We start from the raw sequence: 26,108 nt of genomic DNA, 5'->3' as shown, positions 1-26,108 counted from the left end.
ATGTGGAAAAATGTCCTAATATTTTCAATATTTATCTTAATGTTCGGTTGTTCTGAGCAGCAACAGAAACAAAAGCATGTGCAACTTGAACCTTGTTGGGGAAACTATGTCTTGGAACCGGGAACAAAAGTCAAAGGTTTCGCAATAATTTATTTTAACCCTGATGGTCCTTTTTCCGTCTATGGAACCAGTTGTAACAACCACAAACTAAACGCTGTCTTCGACGATCGAGATATTCAGTTTAACTTTCGAAACACTCTTCGAGAGCAAAACGATAGATCCTATCTGGGGGGGCAGTATTTCAAAGTCAATCTAGAAGGGGTTATAGGAAACACTAGCTCCCAGACTTTTGGACACGACGTGATGATTTCCCAAATTGAATTGGTGGAACCGCTTGGCAAGCCGGTTTGGCTCTGTAACGAAATGTGGAAGTTCAGTGAGGATCTGAAAAACAAATGATCGTTTGATGCCATGAAACACTTCTACGAATTTGTATTTGGATCAGTTAATCGAGTTTTTTTGGCGATCATGAGTTTTGCCATAATATTTCTAGGAATGTGTTTGGCAGATTTGATTCTGGATTTGGGACTAGGGCTTTCCAGCAAGAAAACGCTGCTATTGGCGACGATGATACCATTATCAATTTTAGTCTATTTGTTCACAAAAGGAGTTATCCGATTGGTAGGCGATTTCACTGATTTCAAAGATTGAATCGAACTTGAACTGCGCTGACCTTTGACTTAACTCGCCAACTCGTAGCTGAACATCGCATTTCCCAACTTGGTTAGGTCAGGTTCGAACCTCGGCTAAGAAGCGAACTAAATTTTGCTTATGTTTAACTTGCTTGCATATGATCGATCAAGCAGTAAAATTCCTGTTGTAGCGACAGATAACGGAATAAGTACCGAGGCACTTGAGGGGCGTATCCGCGCCGAATATCATGATGACCAGCAAGCCTTCACGAGGTTTCAGGCTGATGTCGGCAACCTAACTACATTCGCAATACGAGAATTTGAGCAAAGCGGCAATTCGTTCTGAACGAAGATCAAAAACCAGTGGCCCCAACGAAATTCAAAATCAACCCAATATGGGTGTATCGATAATCGTCTCACAGCACCCTGCCCTACTGAGGTTTTGCAACTGGTTGCAAAGCCGTCCCACTGAGATTGTTTTCTTTTCAACTCGCTGGTTTTTTGCAATCCCTAGACCCTTTTGCGACGATAACAATTCGTTTTCGCTTTGCAGCCAGTACTCCATTTTGCCATTTGGGATGTAAGGCCAATATCCGCTTTGGGCTCAAACGCAGAGATTGGATGTTAATCTGACTATTGCCAGCCCTCATCAGCAGCAGAAGGTTTGCTCGAGGAATCTTTTACAAAGGTTTGTTCCCCGTCAGTCGATCTATAGGCATAGAAAAAATGGAGTGGATTGGCTGTAATAAACTCCAAGAAGCATTTTAACTGTTCCGAAAGATCGCAATTCAATTCTCCATCAATGCTCAATTGACCAATGCTGCATCTAATTCCTTCAGACGCAGCTTTCTCTCTTTCTTGGCAATCTGTTCGTCAAACAATGCCAACTCTGCTTCATGGGCGGTCGGTTTCTCGGGTTCATCGGGACTGTTCTCGTCTGCATACTCTTTGATATTTTTGAGGTTCTCCAACTCCCTCTTCAGTCTTTCATTTTCAGCCTTTTCTGCCGCTTCAATTCTACTTAGACGATCAGCTTCATCGGCCTTGTCTTGGGCAGTTTTTGCTTGAGATAGCTTTGTCAGTTCGTCAACCACCGTTAGTGCTGCGGTGGTAGCATCCAATGCAGAAGCATTGATAGCTTTGTACTCGGTCTTTTCAACCAAACCATTCTCCCTTAACAGAACCGTAATTGCGCTATTTTCAAATGGTCCGTTCTCAAATGGTAACAGCCTGAGTTGACCAAGTTGAGGTATAAATTCTGGCGGACTTGTGTACTTTACGAGCTTTTTGGAAGTTGTACTATCACACGTGCCATCATGAGTTTGGCAGACTATCAACCTTCCCTGTTCAGGAGGTCTTATCAAAATACCGCCGGGCCCGCCGCTAACTTCCTCAACCGATTTACCATCAACTGTCTCTGCCCCTTTATCAAACAATCTTTCAATCGCATATTTCAAATCCAAATCCCTAACTAAACATTCTTTCAGTTTCGTTTGGGCACTATCAGCTTGAACCGATGCCGGTACACGAATCTTATCTTTATCAACTGTGAGAACGTCGAATGGGCATGATTCCGATTTGTCACGCGAGCCCGGAACCGCTGTTAAGAGTTTCATTAGCTTTTTTTGATCTTCCAGCGTCAGCTGATTGTCCCCAGATAACGTATCTGAATTGCTGTTCGGCCAGAGTATTTTAGTCTCAACCGATATCTTGCTTAGTGCCGTTTTAACAGCTTTTGAGGCACTGGTTTGTGCAACTGTCTCTGAGTCCAATCGCTTCAGGAGCACTAACAAAGCAGCTTTGTCACTATCGCTTAACTGACCTTTGCTAGCTTGATTGGTATAAAGTAAAATCTCTTTGTTAGTTTTTTTGATTTCTGCATTCGCTCTTTTCAGGATTCCCGTTTTCGTCGCTACAGTTGCTAGTGCAGCCTTGGCCTGCGTGGTACATGACATTTTTTTCCATTCAGTTTTTTTATTGGCTCCATCAGGATCAGCCGCAGCAATGAGAGAAACCGGGGGCACACCGGCGGCCAATGCGACCAGTCCCAATCCGATTTTCACCGTGTTACCTACAATCTCTCCAGTTTTGTCTTGAGCTGACGCGTTGATTGACTTTAGGTTTCCATTTTCAAAATGCTCGAGAGTAAGCGTTGTGATCTTAGTGGGGGCTGACAATCGCCGTGTGTCCACCCGATAGGTTTCACCCTGCAGAAAATTCGATTTTGCATCCACCTTCACTGAAAACTTAACATTATCAGTTTTGTTGGCACCGGCACCTTGCTCGCATTGAGTTAAAGTGCGATTTATCGTCATCTCATATTGCAAAACAGGAAGACTATAAGCGTCCCCCGCCAAATATTTCGTTCGATCAGTGGTCTTGGTATCTTTGGAAATTCCTAAGGTTGTTGTACATGCTCCCAGAACAATGGGCATCAACAGAGTTGCCGCAATTCCTTTTAACCTAACCATCAAATTTCCCCCCGATAACTATTTCACAGGCCAAATAGTGGTGTAAGCAACGTGCGAGCGCAACTGATGATGCCGAAATAGACCCATTTTGGGCTAGTCTTTCAATAATTTAGTCAAAATTCTGCGTATTTTAGCATCGCATATGTGTCAGCGTCCGGGGGGGGCAAATGAAAACTATATCTTTCATCATTTTACTCATCTTTTCGATCCAAATGGCCCGAGCTCAAGAACCGGATGCCATGGAAGGGTTACCCGAACATTACTTGTACATGCAAAATGCTGGAGATTTAGAAAATCCCCAATCTTTGCAGCAACTCTATTTGCCTGAAACGTTTTGGTTGCCCGGCCAGCGGTTGCAAATTTGCTTTTTTGGGGGAGGGGCTCCAGTGCATGAACTGATTGCGGCTGTAGCGTCCCAATGGACTGAACATGCCAATATTGAGTTCGATTTTGGTCCCAAAGGAGCAAGATACGATTGTTTCGATCCAAAGTTTGGATTTTCTGCCATTAGGATAGGTTTTTCGGCTCCTGGTCGTTGGTCTCTTGTAGGTAAAGACGCCGTGACGAAGGCAACCAGCCGGCAGCCATCCATGAACTTTCAACATTACGATTCAACCTTTAGTCCGTTCAGTGGTTTCACAATCGATAATGTAGTCTTGCGTGCTGACGAAAGAAGAAAAAGCTCGATCATTCACGAGTTTGGTCATGCACTAGGTTTGTTACATGAACATCAAAGCGCGAAGCTAAACTGCTGGGATGAGGTTATCAAGACCGGACCGAACAACGTTTATGATTTCTTTCGCCAAAGATCGGGTTGGAGTGAAACCAAAACAAAGAGGAACCTAGCATTGGCAATAAGTGAATGGCCAGGGGCAGTATCGGGTGAGGAGGATTTGAGGAACTCGATCATGTCTTATCAGATACCGTGGCAAGTATTGAAAGATGGAAAACAAAATAAGTGCTACATAAACCGGAGAAGCGTTTCAATTTCGGAACTCGACAAAGCGCTAGTGGCCAAGCACTATCCAGCCAATGTGATCCGTCCCGTGGAAGACTTCACGCTGGCCAAAGAGAGGATATATAGCCTTTCACCGGCTGCTGATGAGCAATTATTGGCCGACTATTTCCAAAGAATCAAGGTGGATCTTAACTCTGAAGATACGGCAAAAAGAAGAGATGCTCGAGTAAGATTGGCAAAATATATCTCTGAGACAGAAAATCCCGAACAGCTCGATAAGTTCACTGAAAATTTGTCCGACGAAACTTACAGGACGCAACTAGGTGTCGCAGTTGGGATCAACAAATCTAAACTGCTTAGCCCGATGTCTGAACAAACAAGGTCTAACCTAAAGGCAAGTTTTGATAAATCTAGGGATGCAACACTCAAGGCAAACTTACAACAAGCATTGGATGCAAGTACATTACAGCGATTTTGACGACTTTTGCAAAGCTGCAGTTGGATATCCTGGACGATTGAGTTAAATTTCTACTGGCCGTTGGATTTCATTTTCTAAACGTTTCAAAATCTGTTGAGAGTTCATTCCGATAGCATCGGCTATCGCGATCATCTCAATCAAATCCATCCTCCGTTCGCCATTTTCAATCTTAGAAATGAATGATTGAGGCTTTCCGAGAGCTGTCGAGACATCGACCTGTGTTTTTCCCATCTCTTTCCTGATGTCCGCCATCAGCTGGATCAAAATTGCATAGTCTTTTGAGAACATAGATCGAGGCATTGCGGCTCCAACTTTCCGAAGTTGGCGCTTCACATAAATCCTATTTTGGGTTATCCCATAATGGGTTATTTGTGAGAGAATGAATGTGGATCAACAAAATGAAGCGAAGCAAAAGAAGAAATCAAACGGCTGTCTATGGTTTGCGTTAGGTGGAGTAATTTTGTTGGTGATCTGTTTTGCCCTGCTAGTAAACGCAAGAAGCGCAGCACAGGCTCGAGCGACCTTCAGGAGGCTCAAGTCATCATCGCGGACTTCATCCGAGAACGCCAAATCCGAGAACAACCCAACGGTCCAGCCGATCCGTCCCAGTATCTGATTTCTGACGCGCTTGCTCTTTATGCTGAGCTTCACGCTCCAGAAACAAAATCGCCTGACCGCATCGCCTATGCAAGCGAGGCGTTGATCGATTTTTGGGAAAGCAACACCGTTGCTGAAATCTCCAAGCAGACATGTGGAGCCTACATGCGGGAACGTGCAAAATCCCATGGCACCATGCGCCGAGAACTCGGTGTTCTAAGGGCTGCATTGAATTTCGCTCATAGCGAAGGCAGGCTTATTTATGTCCCGCCAGTGCTGCTCCCACCAAAGACACCTGGCAAGGATAGGTGGTTGACCCGCCGTGAGGCCGCAATGCTGCTCAACGCTGCCAGAACGGCATCAGGACCCGTAAGACTTTATCTACCTCTCTTCATCTTAATGGGTCTTTACACCGGCGCTCGGAAGAGTGCGATCCTGTCGCTGCGATGGCCACAGATTGATTTGGAAAATGGCCTTATTGATTTCCTACCTCCCGGTGAACGACAGAGTAACAAGAGGCGTGCCAAGATACCCATCCCAAACAAGCTGTTAGGGCATTTGAAACGGGCGCGTTACCGGGGGTCTGATCTTGACTATGTTATCCATCGCGATGGCAAGAAGATCGATGATGTGAAGCATAGCTTCGCGAGCGCCTGCATAAAAGCAGAAGTATTTGAAGTTACGCCTCACACACTTCGTCATACCTGCGGAACTTGGTTGGCCCAACAAGGCGTTTCGCTTTTTGAGATTGGCGGTTGGTTGGGACAAAGCAACGAGCGGACCGTAGAATTATACGCGCATCATCACCCTGACTTTCTTACCAACGCAAAGCAAGCGCTTGAGGGGCGACAATTTTAGTTCCAATTGAAGCGATAGCTATGTCTGAAGTTCTTTTACCTGTTCTCGCATGAGCCGTCTGCGAAACACCCACCAAACTATGAGCATCAATCCACCAGATGCTATGATGCAATCCGCCAGAGTGCCCAAACCGACCCAAAGTGCGAATGCATTCCAAAGTGAGAGCAGACCAAAAGCAAAAAGGATCGTAGCTTCAAAATATTTACCTCCCACTAGGTATATGGCGAGATGATGGTTGTTACTAAACGACGACCTCCTCAGAGCAAATGCGGCCAGAAGTGAAACTTGTGCAACAACTGCCACTACTACACCTGCGATGAAGAACGAGACGAACACCTCAAAAGGAGACCATTGGCCACTAGCGGCTTGCGCCGCCTTTGCGGGGCCGGACCAAAGGGCATCCATGGATACAGCCATGATCATAACAAATCGTCCACGTGATTGTTGGTCTGCATTTCGGAATATCCAGTTGGTAAGAGGCTCCAACGAAACGATTGGCTTAGCACCTATCCACTCACATATTGCTTCGTAAACGAATACGGCGATCATCGCGAACGCCAATAGTCCTAAGATTAGCCCAAGCCCCTCGAATTGCTGACCCAAGAACCACCATCCATAGTAGCCAAACGCCGGGAGCAATATATGTGTAAGTGCTACTGGCAACGTCCAACTCTTGAACGTCATTGTGTTGTCTCTAAAACGTGCAACGGTGGCGATTGCCACATCAATCGCAATGCCGAGGCCCATAAGGATGGAAGGAAAGAGGAAATTTTGCATCTGTATATGTTCGTTGATGGCTGAGAGATTTGGCGCGTGCCTGACGCCCAACTGTGCCAAAAATATTGCAGCCAAAATTGCCGTCCAAAACTCGGAAGCTGTTATAATATAAGGAGTTCCACCTATCGAAGCACGGATAGAACGCAAAACAAGGAACAAGAAGGCGCATTCAAACAAAAAAATGGGTAGGATTAAAGCTCCGACCACCGGATCAATTGACGAATATGCTGCCGAAGCATTACCAGCAAAAATGATCTGAAGATAACCAAGAACAGTTGTAGCACTGAGGATAAATCCCAAATGCAATCTTGAACAAAAGGCTTTGCCAATGTGCAGTTGTGATGACGATACGCTTTTGATCAATCGTTCTTGTTGGAACCAATTTTCGGGAGAAACCAAACAGAGTATGCTTATCCCGCCAACGACCACGGCTGCGTTGAGACTGAAATTTGCTAGACTTTGCCTAGCATCGTTCTGAACATAGCCAACCATGAAGATGAGCAATAATAGGCAGAACGAAACTATGATCGACTTGGCCAGAGGTCTCCATGGGATTGTGGAAAAAAAAGCTCGGAAAATCACCCATTGTTCACCCAGCTTCAAACCGTCAAATTGAGGGTGATCTCTGATCGTAACGGTTTTGCCATCTTTGACCGCTTTCCACATCGCGCTAGGCCTAACCGTAAAGACCAAACAAGCGGTCAAGAGAACTCCGAACCCTAATACAATCAGAATTTGATCGCTTAGCGGCCAATTGATTGCTCCGGTATGTAATGGGCCTACGAACATGTGTGAAATGGTCGTTCCCAGTATAACAAAAATTAGAAACGGCTCAAAAGCACGAAGCACAAAGAGAAAATACGGTTTAAGTTTACTCAAAGCAGTCAGGCAAAATATACCTGCACGTTCGCTAAGCCGTGTCCCGTTGGGAGGAACCTTAGTCTTAATCGCTTGCATGCCCCAAACGATAATACCGCTGATCGCTGTAAAGAAGAATACCACGATAGTAAGGATAAAAATGAAGGTGAAAAAATCTGCAATGTGTCCAGGCCAAGATGGAATATTCCAAAAACTAAAATGCCATCCCTCGCCCTCTGCGGCGTCAGAAACCCAAGCAAACTTAACCCGGATTACAGCAGTTACAGCCAACATATCAATAGCAACGGTTAATGCGAGAGCGTGATCCGCAAACCTTCTTATGAACGGCAGGCAGCGTAACGCTCGGAACAATCCTTCTATGTCCTTTCGGCGACCAAATGATATTCCGTCTTCAAGCTTTAGTTTATGGTTTTCGATAACTTTTTCGCGGTAAGTCAACCAGACAAGAATAATCGTTCCCACGCCGATCGCAGTATTGAATGTTCTGCGAAATGCTCTCATGAAATCGTCAAAGTCCTCAATCTTGAACAACTCAAAAAAAGGGGCCAAGGCCGACAGGCATTCCATCAAAGCATTGAAGGCACCCGAAAAAAGATAGGCAAACAGAAACGTGGTCCAAGAGAATAGCTCTATCAATGCCATGTAGGAAAAAAACAGGAAGGCGTGCCAAAATGCATGCCGCATGCCCGCGCCAAAAACATTGCGCGTTTCGTCATTCTCTCCTCGAAATCGAACTCTAAAGTCGTTTTGCTGACAGAATGTCAATGCCACTGCATCTATAGAAACAACCCATGCGACAAAGAAACAAAATAAAATGGAAAACCATTGGGCACTCAAATCAGACCAAATATAGAGGCTCTCGATTGCATCCATCTACTTGAATTTGGAACGAATCTATATTTAACGCAATCGAAAAGTTCATTGTGTTAGTTTCGTGGCAGTTATCCATCCCAAAAGTCAGTAATTGAACCCTAGTGGGAATACTCAATCCTTGATTTTCGTTAAACTTCCGCCAATGTTAGATTTCTCCGAAGGCAGAGGCCAGAGGTTCGAATCCTCTCGGGTGCGCCATTGCCTTTACGGGCCAGATCGCTAGTGTTGTCCGGACAAATTATTTGCGAGGATATCTCATGTTTTCTACCGTCACGCTTTCGGCGCTCGCCATGGTCGCCCATCATGAAGAAGGCCGCGCGCTCGACACTCTTCTGACTGGTACCTTTTCCAACGAAGAGCAGAATTATTTCGAGAAAGATGCGGGCCGGACGCCGCCGCCATGGATTTCGCTGCGGATTGAAAAACGTGATGACAAGATGATTGTCCATCAGGTCGATGCCTTTGGTTCGGCCACTTCTGAGCAGCAGGACGTCACAGTCTCCCACGGATCGGATCGCGATATCATCACGGTCGGTAATTGCTCGCGAAATTTTGACAGGACCGCAACCGGCTGGAGTTACAGTGCGATCCAGAACCGGAAACTGTGCCAGCAATCCTGGCAGATTATCGGCGTAAACGCAGATGGCATCACCTTGCGCATGGCCGATGGCACAGAAACCATATTGAAGCGCGCCCGGACCGTGGAATGTTGGGGGGCTGTGCCCAAAACAGCGAAGAAGGAAGACGGCAGCACCGACTGGCTATTTGCCCAGAAGCTCACTCTCCATGATCAGGGTGGCCGTGTCCTGATCGGCGGCGGCGACAGCGGCGCGGAAGGGGTGATATTGCGGATGCGCGCGGTGCACTGGCCGCCGCCAAGTACCAACCGCCCAAGCATGGTGCTGTACGTTCACAAGCCCGATGATCCCGACCGCGCGGTCAGCTACAGCTGGGCCGATATCAATGCCAGCCGGGTCGGATTGAATCTGCGCTGGATGCAGGCCAGTTGTACAATCCAGGGCGCGGAGCGTTCATCCGAAGTCACGCCGACGAATTTTCGCGGATAGGATTGCGGCTGATTTTATTGGGCTGGCGGTGTAAAAACCGCAGCATCAATCTCTGAATTGACCTTGGTGTTTTTCCAGAACACTTCATTTGATTTGCGTCCGTCATAATAGAGCGTGACATGCCGGGCCTGCAACCAGCGCGGATTGCTGAGCGTGACAAAATCATCATATGTCCGCACATGCCAGCCGCGCGGGGTCCGGAAACCCATTTTCCGGATCATGCCGCCTTTCTGATCAATGCCGAACAGTGTTTTGCCGCCTTTCGGATCGGTCAGCTCAACCATGTAAAGCGCGTGTCCGGCGATGCTGTCATCGGGCAGACGCGTCGCGACAAAGCCCGGCTTGCCGGCCTGGCGGATAATTCCAAAACCAAAGTTGCTGGCCCAGAATTTGTCGGCCTCTGCCTTGGGGGTGATACCTCTCTCGGTCCAGGTCGTCTCGCCGTCAAATCCGACTTCGAAAAGTGTTTTTTCGGTGCTCTTTGCAATGATCCGAACTTTTCCATCGGCGCCATGTGCAACATCCCGATCAGGATCGAATATTCGCCACATCCGATAATCGGTTGCGATCACGCGCGGCTTGTGGCTGTCAGAGCCATAGAATGTTGCCGTACCGGACAAGGTCAGGGATCTGGCGTTGGCCCAGCCATCACCGCCAGCAGCTTCGCGGGCCATAGCCAGGATCCGGGCTCCATCAAGTTCTTCTGCGAACACCGGCTGCATACCCGATAGTGCAATCAGAATGACGAGATATCTAAGCATTGCGAACCACCTTATATAACTTGTCCGGACAAATTTATCTTGCCTCGACCGGGGCGTATCTGTCAACATAGACGCATGAACAACATTATATCAAACCGTATCACGCGCCGTGCCTTTGTCGGAGGCATGAGCGCATCTCTCATCGCCTGTGCCGCTCCGCGCCGGACATGGAGCAAAACCACTGCCGATGTGATTGTCATCGGCGCGGGGCTGTCCGGTCTTCATGCCGCCAGCATAATCGAGCAAGCCGGATATAAAGTGATCTTGCTGGAAGGAAATGACCGGATTGGCGGGCGGCTCTACACCCTCGACAATCTGCCCGGCGGACAGGATGCGGGTGGTATCCAGATTGGCGGGAGCTACAAACGCTTTCATGCGATTGCGGACCGGCTGGGGGTTGAACGCTATGTTCCGTCGCCATCCGGCCGAGGTTCGCTCTACAATATCGGCGGAGCATCTTTGACAGCAACGCAATGGCCCGAAGCAGAACAGAACCTGCTTGGCGGTAAAGACAAGGCGACCCCGCCGGACCGATTGTTCTTCTCCTATCTGAATGCCCTGCCAAAACTGGCCAAGGTTACGGACTGGATGCAACCGGATGCCTGGCGGCATGATGTTTCATTGCGCGATTTTCTCACTCGGCAGGGCGCATCGGTTGAAGCTTTGCGGCTGATGGAGGCCAATTTCAATGGCAACAGCCTGTCCGAACAATCTGCGCTCCACATGATCCGCAGCCTTGCTGTTTTCAGGGCGGGCAGCGGACCAACCCAATATATCCGCGGCGGATCGCAGCGCATGACCGATGCCATGGGAAATGCATTGCGGAGCGAGATCATGCTGAACAGCGAAGTGCAGATCATCCAGGACGAAGGGGACGGGGTCGAGTTGGGTCTGAAAAGCGGCCCGAAATATGGTGCGCGTCATGTCATCTGTACTGCGCCATTCTCGGTTGTCCGCGAGATGCGGATCGAAGCCAACCTGCCCCGGGAACTGCGCAATGCGGCATCCGCCCTACCATATACCAAGGGCAGTTTTGCCTATATCTCGGCGAGCGAGCCGTTTTGGAAAAATGACGGTTTGCCGGAAACCATCTGGAGTGATGATCCCTTGCTGGGCCGAGTGTTTGTACTCGGGGACAATCCGGCCATGATCAAGGTCTGGATCAATGGTGCGAGCGCCGCGCAAGTCGACCGGATGGATGACGCGGCGGCCGGACGGGCAATAGTTTCAAAGATCGAACAGGCACGACCATCGGCCAGGGGGAAACTGACTTTCCTGCGCATGTTCAGCTGGCAAAAGCAGCGGTTCGCGCGCGGCATGTACCATCATATCGGGACCGGTCAGGGGTCTGATCTGGCTGCAGCTGCCCTATATCAGGGTGAACGTCTGCATTTTGCCGGCGAACATCTGTCGCAGGAAAGTTCCGGTATGGAAGGTGCACTGGAGACCGGTGAACGCGCCGCTGCACGCGTGCTCGGGCAGCTCTAGCGTGCCCTAGTTGTTGAACCGGCTGACGCCTTCCATCAATTCCTTCATTGCTTCACCGGTTTCCGGCAGATCTTCGCGCGGGATATCGAGATGGTTCAGCGGGAATTCCTGCACATATTGCTCCAGAACCGGCTTCACCATATCCAGCGCATAATTTGGTATTTTGCGCCCCTCGCGAAATTTCGCGATCGGAATCTCTGCTTCGATAATACCATCCTGATCGAGACTTGGGTCCTTGGCGAGAATCTCCCCTTTCGGGCCGACGATGATGGATTCTCCCGCCTTGTATTTGTCGGTTGGCGGAAAGGCGATATTGGTCATGGTCGAATAGAAATTGTTGATCCGGGCCATCGATGTCACGTCTTCCTCCGCAAAAAGAGTGGCTGTGCGAATCATGATTTCGGTTCCGCGCATCGCGAATGCGGCAAAGATGAACGGATCCATCTGAACAGTGCTCACTGCAATATTGCCATATTCGGTTTGCAGCACGGGAAACTCTTCTTCGGGACCGTACATGGCGCGATATTTGTCACGCACCGCTTCGATTGTTGTCGTGGTGATTTCACGATCCGGATAGATGCGCTTGATATTGCGTGATTTCCAGAAAGCCTTCGCCAGCTCGCCATCACGTCCGATCACGGCGTTGATGCTTAAAATATGGCCTGGCCAGTCGTCGTCAGTGGCATAGGTGCCAAACACCAGATACGTGTCGCAATCTTTCGCGATCTTTCCCAGTCGCTCGGTTTCAGGCCCGGGAATCTTGACCGTATATTTCAGCTTCTCCGTGCGCGTGCCGCCCGAATAGCCGGTTAGCGGAAATTCGTGATAGAGAAGAAAATCGGGTTTCTTGCCCGTCGAACAGGCCTTGGCTGCCATCTCTTCCATATGCTTGAGATTATGTTCCAGCCCTTCTTCGACGGTTGGAAAATCAGACAGGGAATCGACCGTCGTCTGGAGTACCTTCAGGACCACCTTATCCTTTTCCAGCGGTTTGACCGGATAGCTGCCATCGGGTTGTACCAGTACAGGAAAGTCTTTTGGCGTTCCATCTTCCGCTTCGGCACGGCCATCCATATTCCACACCAAACCGGCACCAAAGGCAATCGCAGCTATGGCGACTGGCAAAATCATCTGACCTGGTTTCATCCTGTTTCTCCCATGTTCGACCGGGAACCAAAAATTCATCCGCACGGCCATCGGGTCGGATAGTGACCTGTCATTACACTTTTCTCAAGTCATAATTTGTCTGGACAAATTTTGACATTCTGGAGATTCATGTCATGCAGCGTCTGAACATTTGATCGGAGCTGATGCATGACACTTTCGAGATTTTTGATCCGGACCATGGCTGCAATCATGGCGATCCTGCCGGCATGCCAGATCTCTCTGGCGCAAGAAGCCGCGAGTGAAAACACTGTCTTGATCAAGCGGGATTTCGTGACCGGGCCATTTGGCCAGGTGCATGTCCGGATCGCCAAACCAGCGGAAACCCCAGCGGAAACCCCAGCGGAAACCAGTGCACGTCCGCCGCTGGTTCTGTTTCATCCCACGCCTTATTCGAGCGACTATTTCACCGCCTTCATGCAAGCCATGGCGAAGGACAGGATTGTCATCGCGATCGACACGCCGGGTTATGGCGACTCCGATCGACCCACCACCCTCCCAACAATTGGTGACTATGCTGCATCAGCATCTGCGGTTCTCGACACGCTTGATATTGCCGGAGAGAAGGTTCGGAAAATCGATGTTCTGGGCTACCACACAGGGGGTCTGATCGCTGCGGAACTGGCCATCATCCGGCCCGGTCTGGTGCGCCGCATCGGCTTACCCGGCCTGCCATTTTACATCGGAGACGCACGAAAGGCAGCTTATGAGGAAAATGTAAAAGCAGATGCCATCGAGGTTGATGGATCTCATCTGATTCCGAAATGGAAATTCTCAACCGGTGCGACAAATGTTGGCCTCAGCCTCGAGCGTGGTCAGGAACATTTCAATGACTCGATGCAATGCTATCCGCATTGCTGGGAAGCCTATCATGCCGTTTTCACCTATCCCACCGAACAGCGGCTCGCAAAAATAAGCCAACCCGTGTTGCTGATCACAAATGCCGGCAGTTTGAAGGAAGAAACCGAGGCCGCCCGGGCATATCTCAAAAAGTCGGAACTGGTGCACATCCCGGAAATCACGCTGGGTGGATTCGATCTGCACACGGAAAAACTGGCAGACGTCGTGCGCGCTTTTCTCGACGAATAGGCGCCAGGACACCCATTGTCCGACCTCGTCAAAATAGAGATTGCAATATTCCGGCTTGTGCGTAATTTGTCCGGACAACTTAGGAAAGGGAATCGTTCATGCCAGCTTATATGGTGGTGACTGCCAGCATCAAGGATCGCGATGCCTTCATCGCAGGATATGGCGCGGCTGCCGGCGCACTCGTCGAAAAAATGGGCGGCAAATATGTGCTGCGCGGTCCGGGAGCTGATCTGCTTGAAGGCAATTTTGGCGACGGAGCATCAATGGTTATCTCCGAATGGCCGGACAAGGCAGCAGCACGCGCCTTCTGGGACAGTCCGGAATATCAGGATGTCAAAAAATTACGCGAAGGGATTGCTGATTGTCAGGTCCTTTTGATCGAGGGAGCAAAAATCAATGGCTGATATTATCAAGCGCACGACCATCATGGTCCGCGATGGCGACAAGGCCAAAAACTGGTACGAACAGGTATTCGGCATGACCGCTTGGATGGATACGCCGTTCACATTGTCAGGCACCCAGCTGGCCGCAGGCAAAAAGGGCGACCAGACCCGATTGATCATCCTCAAATGCGAACATGACATGATTGGCATGATCGGTTTGCTGGAATGGATCGACCCCAAACAGGATGCACCGGCGGAACTGCCGACCGAGATAGCCTTTGGAACACCCGTCTTTGTTGTCGCGTCGGAAGATGCCACCGGAGCTCTCGAACGGGCACGCGCTTTGGGATCCACGATCCACAGTGAACCGCGTGACTGGACTGTCACCGGTGCGGACGGCAAGCAGAAAGACATGATCGGTTGCTCGTTCTGGGATCTGGATGGCTATTTTTACGAAGTGAATCAGGTCGTGAAGGTGCACGATTAATGTCCGGGTCCCCGTCGGGCCTGACTGAATTTGACGCGCTGGCGTCAGACAAGCGCATCGATGACAATGCCAATTTTCAATGGCGCGTTGCCTCGAGGCCGGTCGGCAATGTCGTGCCTGCTGATTTTGAATGGGCTGTTACCGATATTCCCGAACCGGATGATGGTGAGGTGCTGTTGAAAACCCACTATCTCGGCCTGGCACCGGTTATGCGTTTTTACATGCAGGGGACGGGCGCGGCTGGCGAACGCGTGCTTGAGCCTGGCGATGTCATTCATGGGCGCGGTGTGGCACAGGTGGTCAAATCCCGGCATCCTGACTGGCGTGAAGGCGAGATGGTGCAGGGGCAAATGGGTTGGCAGACCTATAAGGTTTCCCGAATGACTCCGCAGGAAAAATTCTATCGCATGCCGCCCAACGGCTTGCCGGCCGCCCTTGGGTCCGGTGTCCTTGGCATGACCGGACTGTCCGCACATGCCGGCCTGTTTGCCTGCGGCGATCCTCGGGAGGGCGATCTTATGGTTCTTTCCGGCGCTGCCGGAGGGGTCGGTTCAATGGTCAGCCAGATGGCCGCCAATGTCTCTGGCTGTGATGTTGTCGGCATGGCGGGCGGGACAGACAAATGCGACTTCATCTTGAAACACGGCTGTTCGCAGGCAATTGACTATAAGGTCGAGAATGTTGAGGAGCGGCTCGATGCGTTGCGTCCCGATGGTATTGATCTTTATTTTGACAATGTCGGCGGAGAAACGCTGGAGGCATGCCTCGAACGCTTGCGGCTCAACAGCCGCGTGGTACTGTGTGGCTCGATCAGCGAGTATACCCGCGACGAGCCGTTCAAGCTGTCCAACTATACCCGGCTCCGTGCAACCGAAACACGGATGCAGGGCTTTTTTGTCTATAATCATGTCAATCGCTGGGAAGCGGTGATGGATGATCTGGCGGGCTGGATCCATGATGGCAAGTTGAAGCCGGTTCAGGATATTGAGGATGGTTTTCAGCACATGCCGCGTGCGCTTGCGAACTTATATTATGGTCGCAATGTCGGCATCCAGTGTTGCTCCGTAAGGGGCGAGCCGAACGAATGGAACTAGGGATTTTTTGGAGAGAATCGCGATGATCAAGAAACAGCAGACACGTTTTCAGCGCGGAAATTTTGTCGTCAGCGACCTGGATCGCGCGCTGACTTTTTATGAAGGCGTGCTCGGTTTTGAAGTGACCTATCGCAAGGGGCATAATCCCGACAGCTACTCGATACCCGTGTTCGAAATCCCTGACGGAGCGGAGCTGGGTTTTGCAATCCTGTCGCTACCGAACCAGCCGCGGGTGATGGCATTGTCCGAAATCGCCAACGTTCCGATGCCGCCAGTGCCCTACCCCCGCCGCGGAGCCATTGTTCTGGATGTCGCCGACCCCGACAAAGTCATGGCCGATTCCCGTGCGCTGGGCCTGCATGTCTATGAAGAAGGCCGGCTGGAAACCCATGACGGACGGATCGGCCGGGAGATCGGCATTGTCGATTTCGACGATAATCTGATCGTCATTTACCTCATTCCGGACGCGACATAATGGCTGATGCTCCAGCAGCGGCGGCTGCTTCCGAACCCAAACCATATCCCAGTGCGACCGCGGGCTGGTTTCTTGTCGTTATGCTGACGCTGGCATATATTTTCAGCTTTGTAGACCGCTACATCCTCGGGCTGTTGATTGAACCGATCAAGGCGGAATTTGACCTGTCCGATCGCCAGATTGGCTGGCTGCTCAGCGCCTTCACACTGGTTTATGGCTTTGTCGGTATTTTCATGGGCTGGATGATTGACCGCGGCAAGCGCATCTGGATTGTCTCCATCGGTGTGGCCTTGTGGTCGGCCGCAACCGTAGCCACAGGCATGGCCAAGAATTTCGGCCAGCTCTTCGCCGCGCGCATGGGTGTCGGAGTCGGCGAGGCCACGTTGAGCCCCGCCACATTTTCAATGATTGGCGACAGTTTTCCGACCGAAAAACGCGGCAAACCCATTGCCTTTTATTCCTCTGCGCTTCCGATCGGTGCCGGCATAGCATCGCTTCTCAGCGCCGCGATCATAGCCTGGACCGCATCCAGCGGGACGCAATCCCTGCCATTTTTCGGCGAGCTGGAACCCTGGCGGTTCACCCTGATACTGGTGGGATTGCCGGGCATTGTCTTTGCAGTCTTCTTCCTGTGCATGAAGGAACCGGCCCGCCGTCCAGCCACCGCCTCGAGCGAAGTCATCGGCGGCAGTGGCTTTATGGATGCACTCAAATATATCTGGCGTAACCGGACACTCTATAGCGGCTTTGTCCTGATCATCTGCACCATGACCGCCATAGCTTACAGTCAGGGATTTCTGGCGCCGGTATTTGAACGGACATGGGGTTGGTCGCCAGAGAAATACGCGACGATCAACGGCATTGCGATCCTGATCATCGGGCCGCTCAACATGCTGATCATCGGCACTATCTCGGACTGGTGGACGAACAAGGGTGTCATGGATGCGTCCCTGCGGCTGCTTTATATCGGCTTTTTCATCATGGTCCCCACCGGAACCCTGCCGCTGCTGATGCCGAGCGCCGAACTTGCCTTCGCCATATTGTGCATCAATACCGTGGGCATCGGAATCGTTTCCGCCATTGGTGTCACATCTTTGCTGGTGATCACGCCGGCGCAGGTTCGCGGTCAGGTTGTCGCCATCTATTATCTCGCAATCAGCTGGTTCGGTTCGCTGGGGCCGATTGCCGTAGGCGAATTGTCCAGCGGCCTGTTTGGTGAAGAGAATTTGCGCTATGCTGTCGCCAGTGTACCGGTCATTTTCGCTATAATACCACTTGTCATGATGCCGCTCACGCGCCGCCTCTATCGCGAGCAAATGATTCGGTTGGGAGATGCTTCAGAATGATCCGTAAAGGTTATAGCGACGGCCCGTTTGGACAATTGCACTGGCGGGTAGCCGAGCCAGACCGCCCGGCATCACATCCCGACCTCTATTGCCTGCACCCCGGACCCTATAGCGGCATCGCCTTTACCGGCATCATGCCTCATCTCGCCAAAGATCGTCGGGTCATTGCCCCTGACTATCCCGGTTTTGGCGGGTCGGACCCGTTCAAGGCAGACCCTGTGATTGCGGAATATGGCGAAGCGATGTTTGCGGTGATTGCAGATATCTCCGATGACCGGCCGGTCGATCTGATGGGATTTCATACCGGCACGCTGGTGGCGGCAGAAATGGCTTTGATGGCTCCGGACAAAGTTGGGCAGCTGGCTTTGGTCGACATCCCGGCTTTTGATGCAGAAACCAGCGCCAGATATCATGCGATGGCGGCCCAGCCCTTTGATATTACGCCCGAGATGAACTGTCTGGAAAAACCATGGAAGCGCGGAATAACCAATCGAATTGACAGTCAGGGGCCGGATCGCAGTTTTGAAATGTTTACCGAACAGTTGCGACCGGGACGCCACATGCATTGCGCCTTCCATGCTGCATTTACATACGATGTTTATGGCCGATTGCCGCAGGTTCAGCATCCTACTCTGGCGTTGGCCACCCAATCAGAGCTGCTGGACGCCACCCGATGGGCTGGCCAGAACATGCCGCCGGCAAAACTGGTCGAGCGACTGGACATCAATCGTGCGGTGCTGGATGAAGCGGCGGAGACCATCGCATCCGAGATCATTCAATTCCTGAGCGAGGACCCATCATGAGCGACAGAATCCCATTTGCGATTTACTGCACAGACAAGCCCGGCACCGGACAACAGCGCGGCGATGCCAGCCCGGCACATCTGGCCCATGTTGAAAAAACGCTGGACAATTATCTGATCGCGGGTCCGATGAAAAATGAAGCGGGCGAAACCATCGGATCGCTGTTGATTGTCAAAGCAACGGATGCTGCGGATGCCCGCCGCCAGCTCGAAGCAGATCCCTATTATGGCGCCGACATCTGGGCCGAAATCAGAATCAACGAATTCATGCCCGCCGCCGGGGACTGGATCGGCGGAAAAATCTGGTGAAGCCCTGGCTTGTACTGGGTGCGATTTGCGCTGGCATTGCGAGCACGGCGTCCGCGCAAAAAGTCCTGCCCTGGACCGAAACCGTTATCAGCGTCGATGACCTGGACGCATCTTCAAGACTGTTTCGTGATCTGGGTGGATGGCGGGTCGTCCGCGAAGACACAGTTGATGCCGCTGAACTGCGCTACTGGAAACTACCGGAAACAGCGTCCGGCCGCTTTCAGCTCATCTGCGCCCCCAAAGCCAGAATTGGCTGCATCCGGTTTGTGAAATTTCAGGGTGCCGGAGAACAAAAGCCGATCCGGGCAGCGCTCAGGGCTTGGGATACCGGCGGAATTTTCTCGGTCATGGTGCGTTCTGACAATGTCCCGCAGCTGTATGAAAATGCGTTGAAGCTTGGCTGGTGGGCCGAAAGCCCGCCCATTCGTTTTCAATTCGGCACGTCTGACCTGCGCAATGTTGTGCTTACCGGGCCGCACGGGGTTAATCTGGCGGTCTACGAGCGGATCAGTCCGGATTTTACGGCCTTTCCGGTAGGCCCGGTCAGTCAGGCATTTAACAGTATGCGGATGGTCCGCAACAAACCGATAGCGCGGGAATTTTACGAGGAGAAGCTTGGTTTTCAGCTCCTGTTTGATTCCGCCAACGAAAGCGAAAAACCAACCCCGTCCAATTTCGGAATTCCGCTAAACTATACGCCCAAAATCAAGCGATCCGCAGCTGCTCTGCAACCTCAGCCGGGCGAGATCGGGCGTGTCGAAGTCATGCAGATTGAAGGCTTTGAAGGACTGGACGCCAGCAAGGCTGCCGGTCCTCCCAATTTCGGCATATTGTCGGTTCGCTATCCTGTCGAAAGTCTTAGGGGTTACCGCAAACAGCTTGAAGCGCGCGGCGTAAAGGTGGAATATGCTGCGGACAAGGTTGCGATTGGTTCGATTGGCCTTGTCGATATTTTTGCCGTTCGCGATCCGGATGGCAATCTGACCGAGTTTTACGAACTTTCTGAATAAGGAACAAACCCATGGCCCGTGCCGCGCAGATTACCGAATTTGGGGAGCCGGAGGTCATCAAGTGGATTGATGTCGAACTGCCGGCGCCAGGACCAGGCGAGGCCCATGTCCGGATGACGGCGGTCGGCCTGAACTATATCGATACCTATCATCGCACCGGACTCTATCCGCTGGAGCTGCCCAGCGGGCTCGGCATTGAGGGGGCTGCGGTTGTCGAGGCGGTTGGCGAGGGTGTCACCCGTGTCAAACCCGGAGATCGTGTCGCTACGTTCGGCGTCATGGGGGCTTATGCCACCGAGCGCGTGCTGCCGGAGTCCGCGCTGGTTCCCCTGCCCGATGACATTGACGACGAAACCGCTGCGGCGATCATGGTCAAGGGCTGCACGGCCGAGTTTCTGGCAGAGCGTTGCGGCAAGGTCGAAAAAGGCTGGCCCGTGCTGGTTCATGCGGCAGCGGGTGGCACCGGCTTGCTGCTCGTCCAGTGGCTCAAGCATATCGGCGCGCATGTCATCGGGACAGTCAGCACAGAGGAAAAAGCAGCCAAGGCCAAAGCGGCGGGTGCAGATGATGTTATATTTTATCAGACCGAAGATACCGCGAAGCGTGTGAAAGAAATCACCGGTGGCAAGGGTGTTCGTGTGGTCTTTGATGGTATCGGCATGGCGACCTGGGAAAGCTCGCTGGATAGCTGTGCACAGCGCGGACTGATCATCAGCTTTGGCAATGCCGACGCACCGGTGACCGGCGTCGGTCTGGGAACTCTGGCCGGCAAAGGATCACTTTTCGTCACTCGTCCTACGCTGTTCGACTATTATGCCACGCCCGAAGACAGCGCAGCTGGCATGGGCAAGCTGTTCGAGATGGTTCAAAGCGGCGTCGTCAAGGTGAGCATTGGCCAGCGCTACGCACTCGAGAATGCAGCACAGGCGCATATCGATCTCGAAAACCGCAAGACCATCGGGGCAACCATCTTACAACCCTGAAAGGGATTTCATGACCCGCATCACCCCTCTGACCGTTGAAGAACTGCCGCAGGAAACCAGGGACAGCCTGGCCTATGCTCAGGATCTCATGGGATTCACGCCCAATGATGTTCTGACCATGGCCCATTGGCCGGAACTGCTCGGTGCGATGCAAACGCTCGTCGCGGTCATCTACAAGCCGGGCGCTCTTGATCCCACATTGAAGCGGATGATTGCGACGATCATCAGCGGTGCATCGGGATGTCGCTATTGTCAGGCGCATACAGCCCATGGTGCGGTCAAAATGGCGGGAGCGGATGCCGACAAGGTTGCCGCTGTCTGGGAATATCAAACGAGTCCCCTGTTCAGCGATGCCGAGCGAGCAGCCCTTGATCTGGCGCTGGCCGCCGGGCAACAACCCAATGCGGCAACGGATGATCATTTTACGCAGCTGGAAGAGCATTTCCCAAAACAGGCGATCATGGAAATCATGGGCGTTATCAGCCTGTTTGGTTTTCTCAACCGCTGGAACGATACGCTCGCCACCACGCTGGAAGCCGCTCCCCTCGATTTTGCTGAATCCAACTTGCGCGGGAAAGACTGGGAAGCGGGCAAACACAAGGCCAGTCGATGGTCAGGAGAAGGAATATGAAGGCTGGACGTTTTACCGTGGCTATCACGCTGGTTGCTGCCACAATCGGCAGTTCGGGGCCGGCGCTGGCCGATCATCACGCCGCCACGACGGCCAGCGATACCCGGCAGATCGAGCAATGGGGCCGCGACTGGAAGCGTCTGTTCGAGCTGGGTGATACCGAGAGCCTGCGCGCGATGTACGAGCCCGACGCTGTGCTTATGTCGCACGGTTCGGAACCGCATGTCGGTGTTGACGCTATCCTTTCCTTCCTCGGCCGCAACAAGGCCGCCGGCAATCAGGTCACCATCGACTTCGCCAATGAAGACATCACCATCGACGGCAAACGGGCCTATCTCACGGCGAAATACTGGATGACCCTCACGCTGGCCAATGGCAAAGTGATTGACGTGATGGGACGATCTTTTCTTGTCTACAAGAAAAGTGCGACCGGCCAGTGGCGCTTATGGCGCGATATGGACAATCAGGCGCCAGATGTGCAGGCGACAGACCGCCCTTCCGGCTAACCGATTTCAATCAGTTCCAGCAATTCACCCGCCGGCCCCCAGGCAGTTGCTGAACGCCTTCCGTTATAGGGCGCTGAATCTCGCGCGGTCGGTGGTGAAATCCAGTCCAGTGCAATCACATCCAAACTTTCCACCGCCAGCGACACCAGCGCATTGCCCGGCGGCAACATTCCGGCATGCCGTGCGCGCACTTTGGCTTCCGCCGGATAGTCATCAACTTCGACAATCGGCAGCCGGTCATTTTGGACCATCGTCAGATCGGACACTGTCCCTGCCGGTTTCCCGAACGCGTCGTTGATCATACTATATTCCAGCGTGTAGGTATCACCAACCGTCAGGTGCAGTCTGTCCCGATACCAGTCCACGGTAGTCACCCGGTCCGGTGTCGCCAATATCACGATGAACATATGGTCCGTCAGACTGCGCGCCTTGGGCAGATCTGATGACGGCGTATTTTCCCGCACTTCATTGAGATAGACCATTTCCCGACCCGTCCCCAGAACCTGCATTGGTACAAAAAAGGGCAGGCCTTCGAGCTCTTTGGGCGGGCCGACAACATCAAATCCAGACCCCTTGAGACGGTCCGGCCATCCAAAGACATCCTGAACGGTCAACTCATAGGCGGCCCAGCCATAAGTGGTGGTTGGTTTGAAATCGGAATGATCCGGTTGTTCGACCAGTCGAATAAAACAGTCTGCGCCGCTAGCTGGTTGCAGCACAGCCATGGCCGCGCCTGCACTTTTTGAACAATCCCAGCTCGCCGCCAATTCATCAGACAGGCTGCCCTGTTCTAGCAATGTCATGCCAAGCACATCGCGATAATCGCGCACGGCCGCTGCGAGGTTGGGGACGGCGGCGACACCGCCCAGAATGGATCCATGTTGCAGTGCGTGTGTCATATCAGAATTCCGGTTTTCTTTTAGCCATAAAGGCACTTACGCCTTCCTTGAAATCATCGCTTTCGAAAGCCGCATCGAAAAGCGCGCGGCTGGCGTCATCATCGTCCGCCTGGCCATCGAGGATGCGTTTGATAATTGTCTTGCTCATCTTTTGACTGTGCGAAGAGACCGAGGCCATGGTCTGCGCAAGCGCTTCGGCTTCGGCATAGGGATCGTCCGCCATCATCGTGATCAAGCCGATGCGCAATGCTTCCTCCGCCGGCAATATCTGGCCGGTGAACAATATCCGTTTGGCCTGAGACGGCCCGACTGCGTCGACCAGCAATTTGGTGTCGTGCAGCGGATAGACCAGGCCCAGCTTCGCCGGTGTAATACCAAAACGTGCCGCTGGTCCCGCAATCCGCATATCACAGGCCAGCGCGATACCGCAGCCGCCGCCAATACAATCCCCGTCAATCACCGCCATGGTCGGCTTGACCGCTTGCGCCAGTTCATGCTGGACCTTGCCGATCGCCGCCTGGTTCTTTGCACGCCATTCCGGATCAGTCGAACCCGTGCCGAATTCACCGATATCCGCACCGGCGCAAAAGGCGCTGTCTTTTTTGCTGGCGCTGACCGTCAGCACACGGATTTTTTCATCGGCCATCGCGTCAGCGAGCAGCTCTGGGAACAATTCCCACATTTCCTGGGTAAACGCATTGCGCTTGTCCGGCCGGTCGATGATCAGCCGTGCGATCATTCCGTCTTTCTCGAGGCGAAGGTTCACGGAATTATCCTCCCTGAAGCGAAGCTTTGGGGAGGTGGCGCCTCGCAGGTGCGACGGAGGGACCGCGCGTGGCGTGAATGATGAGGTTGCGACAATGCCCCTCCACCAGCTGCGCTGGTTCCCCTCGCCATGCTACGCACAGAGAGGATTTGTCCATTTCCTCTCATGCCGGATCCACTTTCGCCAGATGCTGCGCGATCTGATGGCGGGTGGTGACCCACACATCCTGTTTTGACCGCACATGCTTGAAAAACTCTTCCAGCGCCCAGATCCGTCCGGGCCGGCCAATGATCCGCAAGTGCAGGCCCAGCGACATCATCTTGGGATTGCCTTCCTCACCTTCGCGGTAAACCTGATCGAAATTTTGTTTCGCATAATCCAGCCAGCTTTGCGGCGTCATCGCCGGATCGGTCCACATTTTCATGTCATTATTGTCGAGCTGATAAGGCACTATGGCAATGGGTTTGGCTGGCACCGTGTCTTTATCCCAGAAGGGCACATCGCCGGAATAATTATCCATGTGATAGGCGAAACCCTCTTCGATCAGCAGTCGCCGTGTATTGTCGGTGTGGAAATAGCGCGACAGCCAGCCATAAGGCCGCGTGCCGGTGGTTTTTTCAATCGAGGCCACTGCCTTGCGGATAAACTCCCGCTCCTTCTCCTCATCCATCTTGAACTGATGGACCCAGCGATAGCCATGGCTCACCGGTTCATGACCCAATTCGGCAATGGCCGCTCCGATTTCCGGATGGTTTTCGAGACTCATCGCCGCGACGGTCCAACTTGCCATCATGTCATATTGCTTCAAAAGTTTGATAATCCGCGGCGCGCCGGCCTTGATACCAAAAAGATAGTTGGACTCATTGCCATAATTTCGGATCGGCGATTTGATATGGATACCAAGCTCGTCCACCGGTTCCATGCCGCGGTCTCCGCGCGCGATTGTCATCTCGCTGCCTTCTTCGACATTGACCACAACGCTGAGCGCCATCTTCGCGCCGTCAGGCCAATCGATACGTTCTTCCTGCATATTCTTCCTTCTTTGTTCGCTCTCGCTCACTTTCGGTTCCGGCTCTCTCCCCACCACCCGAGAGGATAAGCTCTGGGTGGCTTGGAAGGGGAGAGAGCCGGAACCGTTTATGTCAATCTAATGCATTTCCTCGCCACCGGAGACGTTCAACGCCTCACCTGTTACATAAAAAGCATCCTCGCTCGCCAGCCACGCACAGGCAGCAGCGGTATCAGACGGTAATCCGGGCCGCCCCATCGGGTTTTTCGCGGCCATGTTGGCGAGATAGGCTTCAACCGTTTCAAAGCCGAGAAGCTTCGAAAAATAGGCATTCTGTTCTGCGCCCAGAGCCGTGGTCACATGATTGGGACAGATCGCATTGACGGTAATGCCGTGCGCACCGAGTTCCACTGCACTCGCCCGGGTCAGACCGACCATGCCATGTTTCGAGCTGACATAGGCTGGCAGATGCGGGAAGCCGGTTTTGGCGGCCTGCGATGCGATATTGATGATACGACCGCCTTTGCCAGCCTTGACCATCGCCTTCGCCGCGGCTTGCGTGCAGTAAAACGCACCGTTGAGATTGACACCGATCACCATCGCGAAATCTTTTGGCACAACATCGAGCAGCGGCTTCATCATGAAACCGATCCCGGCATTATTGACGAAAATATCGACCGCACCAAAGGCATCCACAGCCTGATCAACCAACGCCTGACACTGTTCGGCATCACTGACGTCACAGGCTATATTGGCGACTTTTGCACCGCGTTTCCGCAGTTCCTCCGCGACACCCTCGGCTTCGCCATCAATGCCGAGATCGGAGACCACACAATTGGCGCCTTCGTCTGCAAAGCGCTGCAATATACCCTGTCCAAGTCCCTTTTCCTTGCCGGAGCCGGTGACGACAATCGTCTTGCCTTCGAACTTGCGTGTCATCAAAGATCTTCTGTCAGGATGAAGGTCGGGTTGTCAGCATAATCCTGAAACGGAGCGGCAGCCGCCTGGAAGGCCGGATCGGAAACGTCGGTCACAAATTCATCCATCCCGGTGATATCGATAATCTCGAAATATTCATAAGGAGACGGATCGTCTGATCCAAACAGGCCCGTTGCCTTGTGAACGGTAAAGGATTGAACCGATGCCAGCCCGCTAGCAGTCGGAATATCCCGGGTCTTCGCCCATTCCTCATATTCGGCGATATTGACGCCATCTTTCAGGTTAAACAAAACGATGATGCGCATAGTCTCTCTCCT

Annotated in this window: 27 protein-coding genes; 17 read left to right on the top strand and 10 right to left on the bottom strand. The window is 52.3% G+C overall.

Features of this window, described 5'->3' with window-relative positions; genetic code table 11:
- On the top strand, positions 1-459 hold the full coding sequence (locus ABJI30_RS00765) for a hypothetical protein (protein WP_348014989.1): 459 nt from the start codon (positions 1-3) through the stop codon (positions 457-459).
- A 1,039-nt stretch (positions 460-1,498) separates the two neighbouring features.
- On the opposite strand, the gene ABJI30_RS00760 is transcribed toward ABJI30_RS00765, so the two are convergent.
- A complete protein-coding gene (locus ABJI30_RS00760) occupies positions 1,499-3,163 on the bottom strand; it encodes a hypothetical protein (RefSeq protein ID WP_348014988.1) in 1,665 nt (554 codons plus the stop codon).
- 167 nt (positions 3,164-3,330) lie between these two features.
- Between ABJI30_RS00760 and ABJI30_RS00755 the strand changes: the two genes are divergently transcribed.
- Entirely contained in the window at positions 3,331-4,599 is a 1,269-nt protein-coding gene (locus tag ABJI30_RS00755) for a hypothetical protein (protein ID WP_348014987.1), read from the top strand.
- Between the two features lie 42 nt (positions 4,600-4,641).
- On the opposite strand, the gene ABJI30_RS00750 is transcribed toward ABJI30_RS00755, so the two are convergent.
- Positions 4,642-4,932 (bottom strand): helix-turn-helix transcriptional regulator, encoded by a 291-nt coding sequence (locus ABJI30_RS00750; RefSeq protein WP_348014986.1) that lies wholly within the window; start codon positions 4,930-4,932, stop codon positions 4,642-4,644.
- A 102-nt stretch (positions 4,933-5,034) separates the two neighbouring features.
- Here ABJI30_RS00750 and ABJI30_RS00745 point away from each other — a divergent pair, with 102 nt between their 5' ends.
- Positions 5,035-6,054, top strand: a complete 1,020-nt coding sequence (locus ABJI30_RS00745; RefSeq protein WP_348025345.1) for a site-specific integrase — start codon at positions 5,035-5,037, stop codon at positions 6,052-6,054.
- A gap of 18 nt (positions 6,055-6,072) precedes the next feature.
- Here the strand turns inward: ABJI30_RS00745 and ABJI30_RS00740 are convergent, their stop codons facing one another.
- A complete protein-coding gene (locus ABJI30_RS00740; RefSeq protein ID WP_348014984.1) occupies positions 6,073-8,583 on the bottom strand; it encodes a hypothetical protein in 2,511 nt (836 codons plus the stop codon).
- Between the two features lie 257 nt (positions 8,584-8,840).
- Here ABJI30_RS00740 and ABJI30_RS00735 point away from each other — a divergent pair, with 257 nt between their 5' ends.
- Positions 8,841-9,650, top strand: a complete 810-nt coding sequence (locus ABJI30_RS00735; protein WP_348014983.1) for a hypothetical protein — start codon at positions 8,841-8,843, stop codon at positions 9,648-9,650.
- A gap of 14 nt (positions 9,651-9,664) precedes the next feature.
- On the opposite strand, the gene ABJI30_RS00730 is transcribed toward ABJI30_RS00735, so the two are convergent.
- Positions 9,665-10,411, bottom strand: a complete 747-nt coding sequence (locus tag ABJI30_RS00730) for a hypothetical protein (protein WP_348014982.1) — start codon at positions 10,409-10,411, stop codon at positions 9,665-9,667.
- Positions 10,412-10,486: 75 nt separating this feature from the next.
- Between ABJI30_RS00730 and ABJI30_RS00725 the strand changes: the two genes are divergently transcribed.
- On the top strand, positions 10,487-11,899 hold the full coding sequence (locus tag ABJI30_RS00725; RefSeq protein ID WP_348014981.1) for an NAD(P)/FAD-dependent oxidoreductase: 1,413 nt from the start codon (positions 10,487-10,489) through the stop codon (positions 11,897-11,899).
- Between the two features lie 6 nt (positions 11,900-11,905).
- Here ABJI30_RS00725 and ABJI30_RS00720 read toward each other — a convergent pair whose 3' ends face one another.
- Positions 11,906-13,045, bottom strand: a complete 1,140-nt coding sequence (locus tag ABJI30_RS00720) for a nitrilase-related carbon-nitrogen hydrolase (RefSeq protein WP_348014980.1) — start codon at positions 13,043-13,045, stop codon at positions 11,906-11,908.
- A 168-nt stretch (positions 13,046-13,213) separates the two neighbouring features.
- On the opposite strand from ABJI30_RS00720, the gene ABJI30_RS00715 reads away from it, so the two are divergent.
- The 12 genes from ABJI30_RS00715 (at position 13,214) to ABJI30_RS00660 (ending at position 22,178) form a co-directional block, all read left to right on the top strand.
- Entirely contained in the window at positions 13,214-14,152 is a 939-nt protein-coding gene (locus ABJI30_RS00715) for an alpha/beta hydrolase (RefSeq protein WP_348014979.1), read from the top strand.
- 98 nt (positions 14,153-14,250) lie between these two features.
- Positions 14,251-14,556, top strand: a complete 306-nt coding sequence (locus ABJI30_RS00710; RefSeq protein ID WP_348014978.1) for a DUF1330 domain-containing protein — start codon at positions 14,251-14,253, stop codon at positions 14,554-14,556.
- The gene (locus ABJI30_RS00705; RefSeq protein ID WP_348014977.1) at positions 14,549-15,022 is read left to right on the top strand and encodes a VOC family protein; all 474 of its coding nucleotides are present in this window, start codon (positions 14,549-14,551) and stop codon (positions 15,020-15,022) included. Before ABJI30_RS00710 ends, ABJI30_RS00705 begins: the two co-directional genes overlap by 8 nt.
- Positions 15,022-16,116, top strand: coding sequence for an NADP-dependent oxidoreductase (locus ABJI30_RS00700; RefSeq protein ID WP_348014976.1), 1,095 nt, complete (start codon positions 15,022-15,024; stop codon positions 16,114-16,116). The genes ABJI30_RS00705 and ABJI30_RS00700 overlap by 1 nt, the downstream gene beginning before the upstream one ends.
- Before the next feature lie 22 nt (positions 16,117-16,138).
- Positions 16,139-16,591, top strand: coding sequence for a VOC family protein (locus tag ABJI30_RS00695; protein WP_348014975.1), 453 nt, complete (start codon positions 16,139-16,141; stop codon positions 16,589-16,591).
- Positions 16,591-17,937, top strand: a complete 1,347-nt coding sequence (locus tag ABJI30_RS00690; RefSeq protein WP_348014974.1) for an MFS transporter — start codon at positions 16,591-16,593, stop codon at positions 17,935-17,937. The genes ABJI30_RS00695 and ABJI30_RS00690 overlap by 1 nt, the downstream gene beginning before the upstream one ends.
- A complete protein-coding gene (locus tag ABJI30_RS00685; protein WP_348014973.1) occupies positions 17,934-18,740 on the top strand; it encodes an alpha/beta hydrolase in 807 nt (268 codons plus the stop codon). Before ABJI30_RS00690 ends, ABJI30_RS00685 begins: the two co-directional genes overlap by 4 nt.
- Positions 18,737-19,048, top strand: coding sequence for a YciI family protein (locus ABJI30_RS00680; RefSeq protein ID WP_348014972.1), 312 nt, complete (start codon positions 18,737-18,739; stop codon positions 19,046-19,048). Before ABJI30_RS00685 ends, ABJI30_RS00680 begins: the two co-directional genes overlap by 4 nt.
- Positions 19,045-20,058 (top strand): VOC family protein, encoded by a 1,014-nt coding sequence (locus tag ABJI30_RS00675; RefSeq protein WP_348014971.1) that lies wholly within the window; start codon positions 19,045-19,047, stop codon positions 20,056-20,058. The genes ABJI30_RS00680 and ABJI30_RS00675 overlap by 4 nt, the downstream gene beginning before the upstream one ends.
- Before the next feature lie 11 nt (positions 20,059-20,069).
- The gene (locus tag ABJI30_RS00670) at positions 20,070-21,041 is read left to right on the top strand and encodes a quinone oxidoreductase (protein ID WP_348014970.1); all 972 of its coding nucleotides are present in this window, start codon (positions 20,070-20,072) and stop codon (positions 21,039-21,041) included.
- Between the two features lie 10 nt (positions 21,042-21,051).
- Positions 21,052-21,672: a carboxymuconolactone decarboxylase family protein gene (locus ABJI30_RS00665; RefSeq protein ID WP_348014969.1), complete on the top strand. Its 621-nt coding sequence runs from the start codon at positions 21,052-21,054 to the stop codon at positions 21,670-21,672.
- Positions 21,669-22,178, top strand: coding sequence for a DUF4440 domain-containing protein (locus ABJI30_RS00660; RefSeq protein ID WP_348014968.1), 510 nt, complete (start codon positions 21,669-21,671; stop codon positions 22,176-22,178). The genes ABJI30_RS00665 and ABJI30_RS00660 overlap by 4 nt, the downstream gene beginning before the upstream one ends.
- Here ABJI30_RS00660 and ABJI30_RS00655 read toward each other — a convergent pair.
- The 5 genes from ABJI30_RS00655 to ABJI30_RS00635 form a co-directional block, all read right to left on the bottom strand.
- Complete coding sequence (locus ABJI30_RS00655; protein ID WP_348014967.1) at positions 22,175-23,077, bottom strand: VOC family protein; 903 nt, start codon at positions 23,075-23,077, stop codon at positions 22,175-22,177. The genes ABJI30_RS00660 and ABJI30_RS00655 overlap by 4 nt on opposite strands.
- 1 nt (position 23,078) lies before the next feature.
- Positions 23,079-23,843: an enoyl-CoA hydratase-related protein gene (locus ABJI30_RS00650; RefSeq protein WP_348014966.1), complete on the bottom strand. Its 765-nt coding sequence runs from the start codon at positions 23,841-23,843 to the stop codon at positions 23,079-23,081.
- Positions 23,844-24,006: 163 nt separating this feature from the next.
- Positions 24,007-24,873 (bottom strand): polysaccharide deacetylase family protein, encoded by an 867-nt coding sequence (locus tag ABJI30_RS00645; RefSeq protein WP_348014965.1) that lies wholly within the window; start codon positions 24,871-24,873, stop codon positions 24,007-24,009.
- A 117-nt stretch (positions 24,874-24,990) separates the two neighbouring features.
- Complete coding sequence (locus ABJI30_RS00640; RefSeq protein WP_348014964.1) at positions 24,991-25,791, bottom strand: SDR family NAD(P)-dependent oxidoreductase; 801 nt, start codon at positions 25,789-25,791, stop codon at positions 24,991-24,993.
- On the bottom strand, positions 25,791-26,096 hold the full coding sequence (locus ABJI30_RS00635; protein ID WP_348014963.1) for an REDY-like protein HapK: 306 nt from the start codon (positions 26,094-26,096) through the stop codon (positions 25,791-25,793). Before ABJI30_RS00635 ends, ABJI30_RS00640 begins: the two co-directional genes overlap by 1 nt.
- Positions 26,097-26,108: the final 12 nt, after the last annotated feature.

The organism is Parasphingorhabdus sp. (assembly GCF_039968395.1).
GTDB lineage: Bacteria > Pseudomonadota > Alphaproteobacteria > Sphingomonadales > Sphingomonadaceae > Parasphingorhabdus.
The sequence above is the reverse complement of the archived record's forward strand: the minus strand, read 5'-3'. Positions and strand labels throughout refer to the sequence as shown.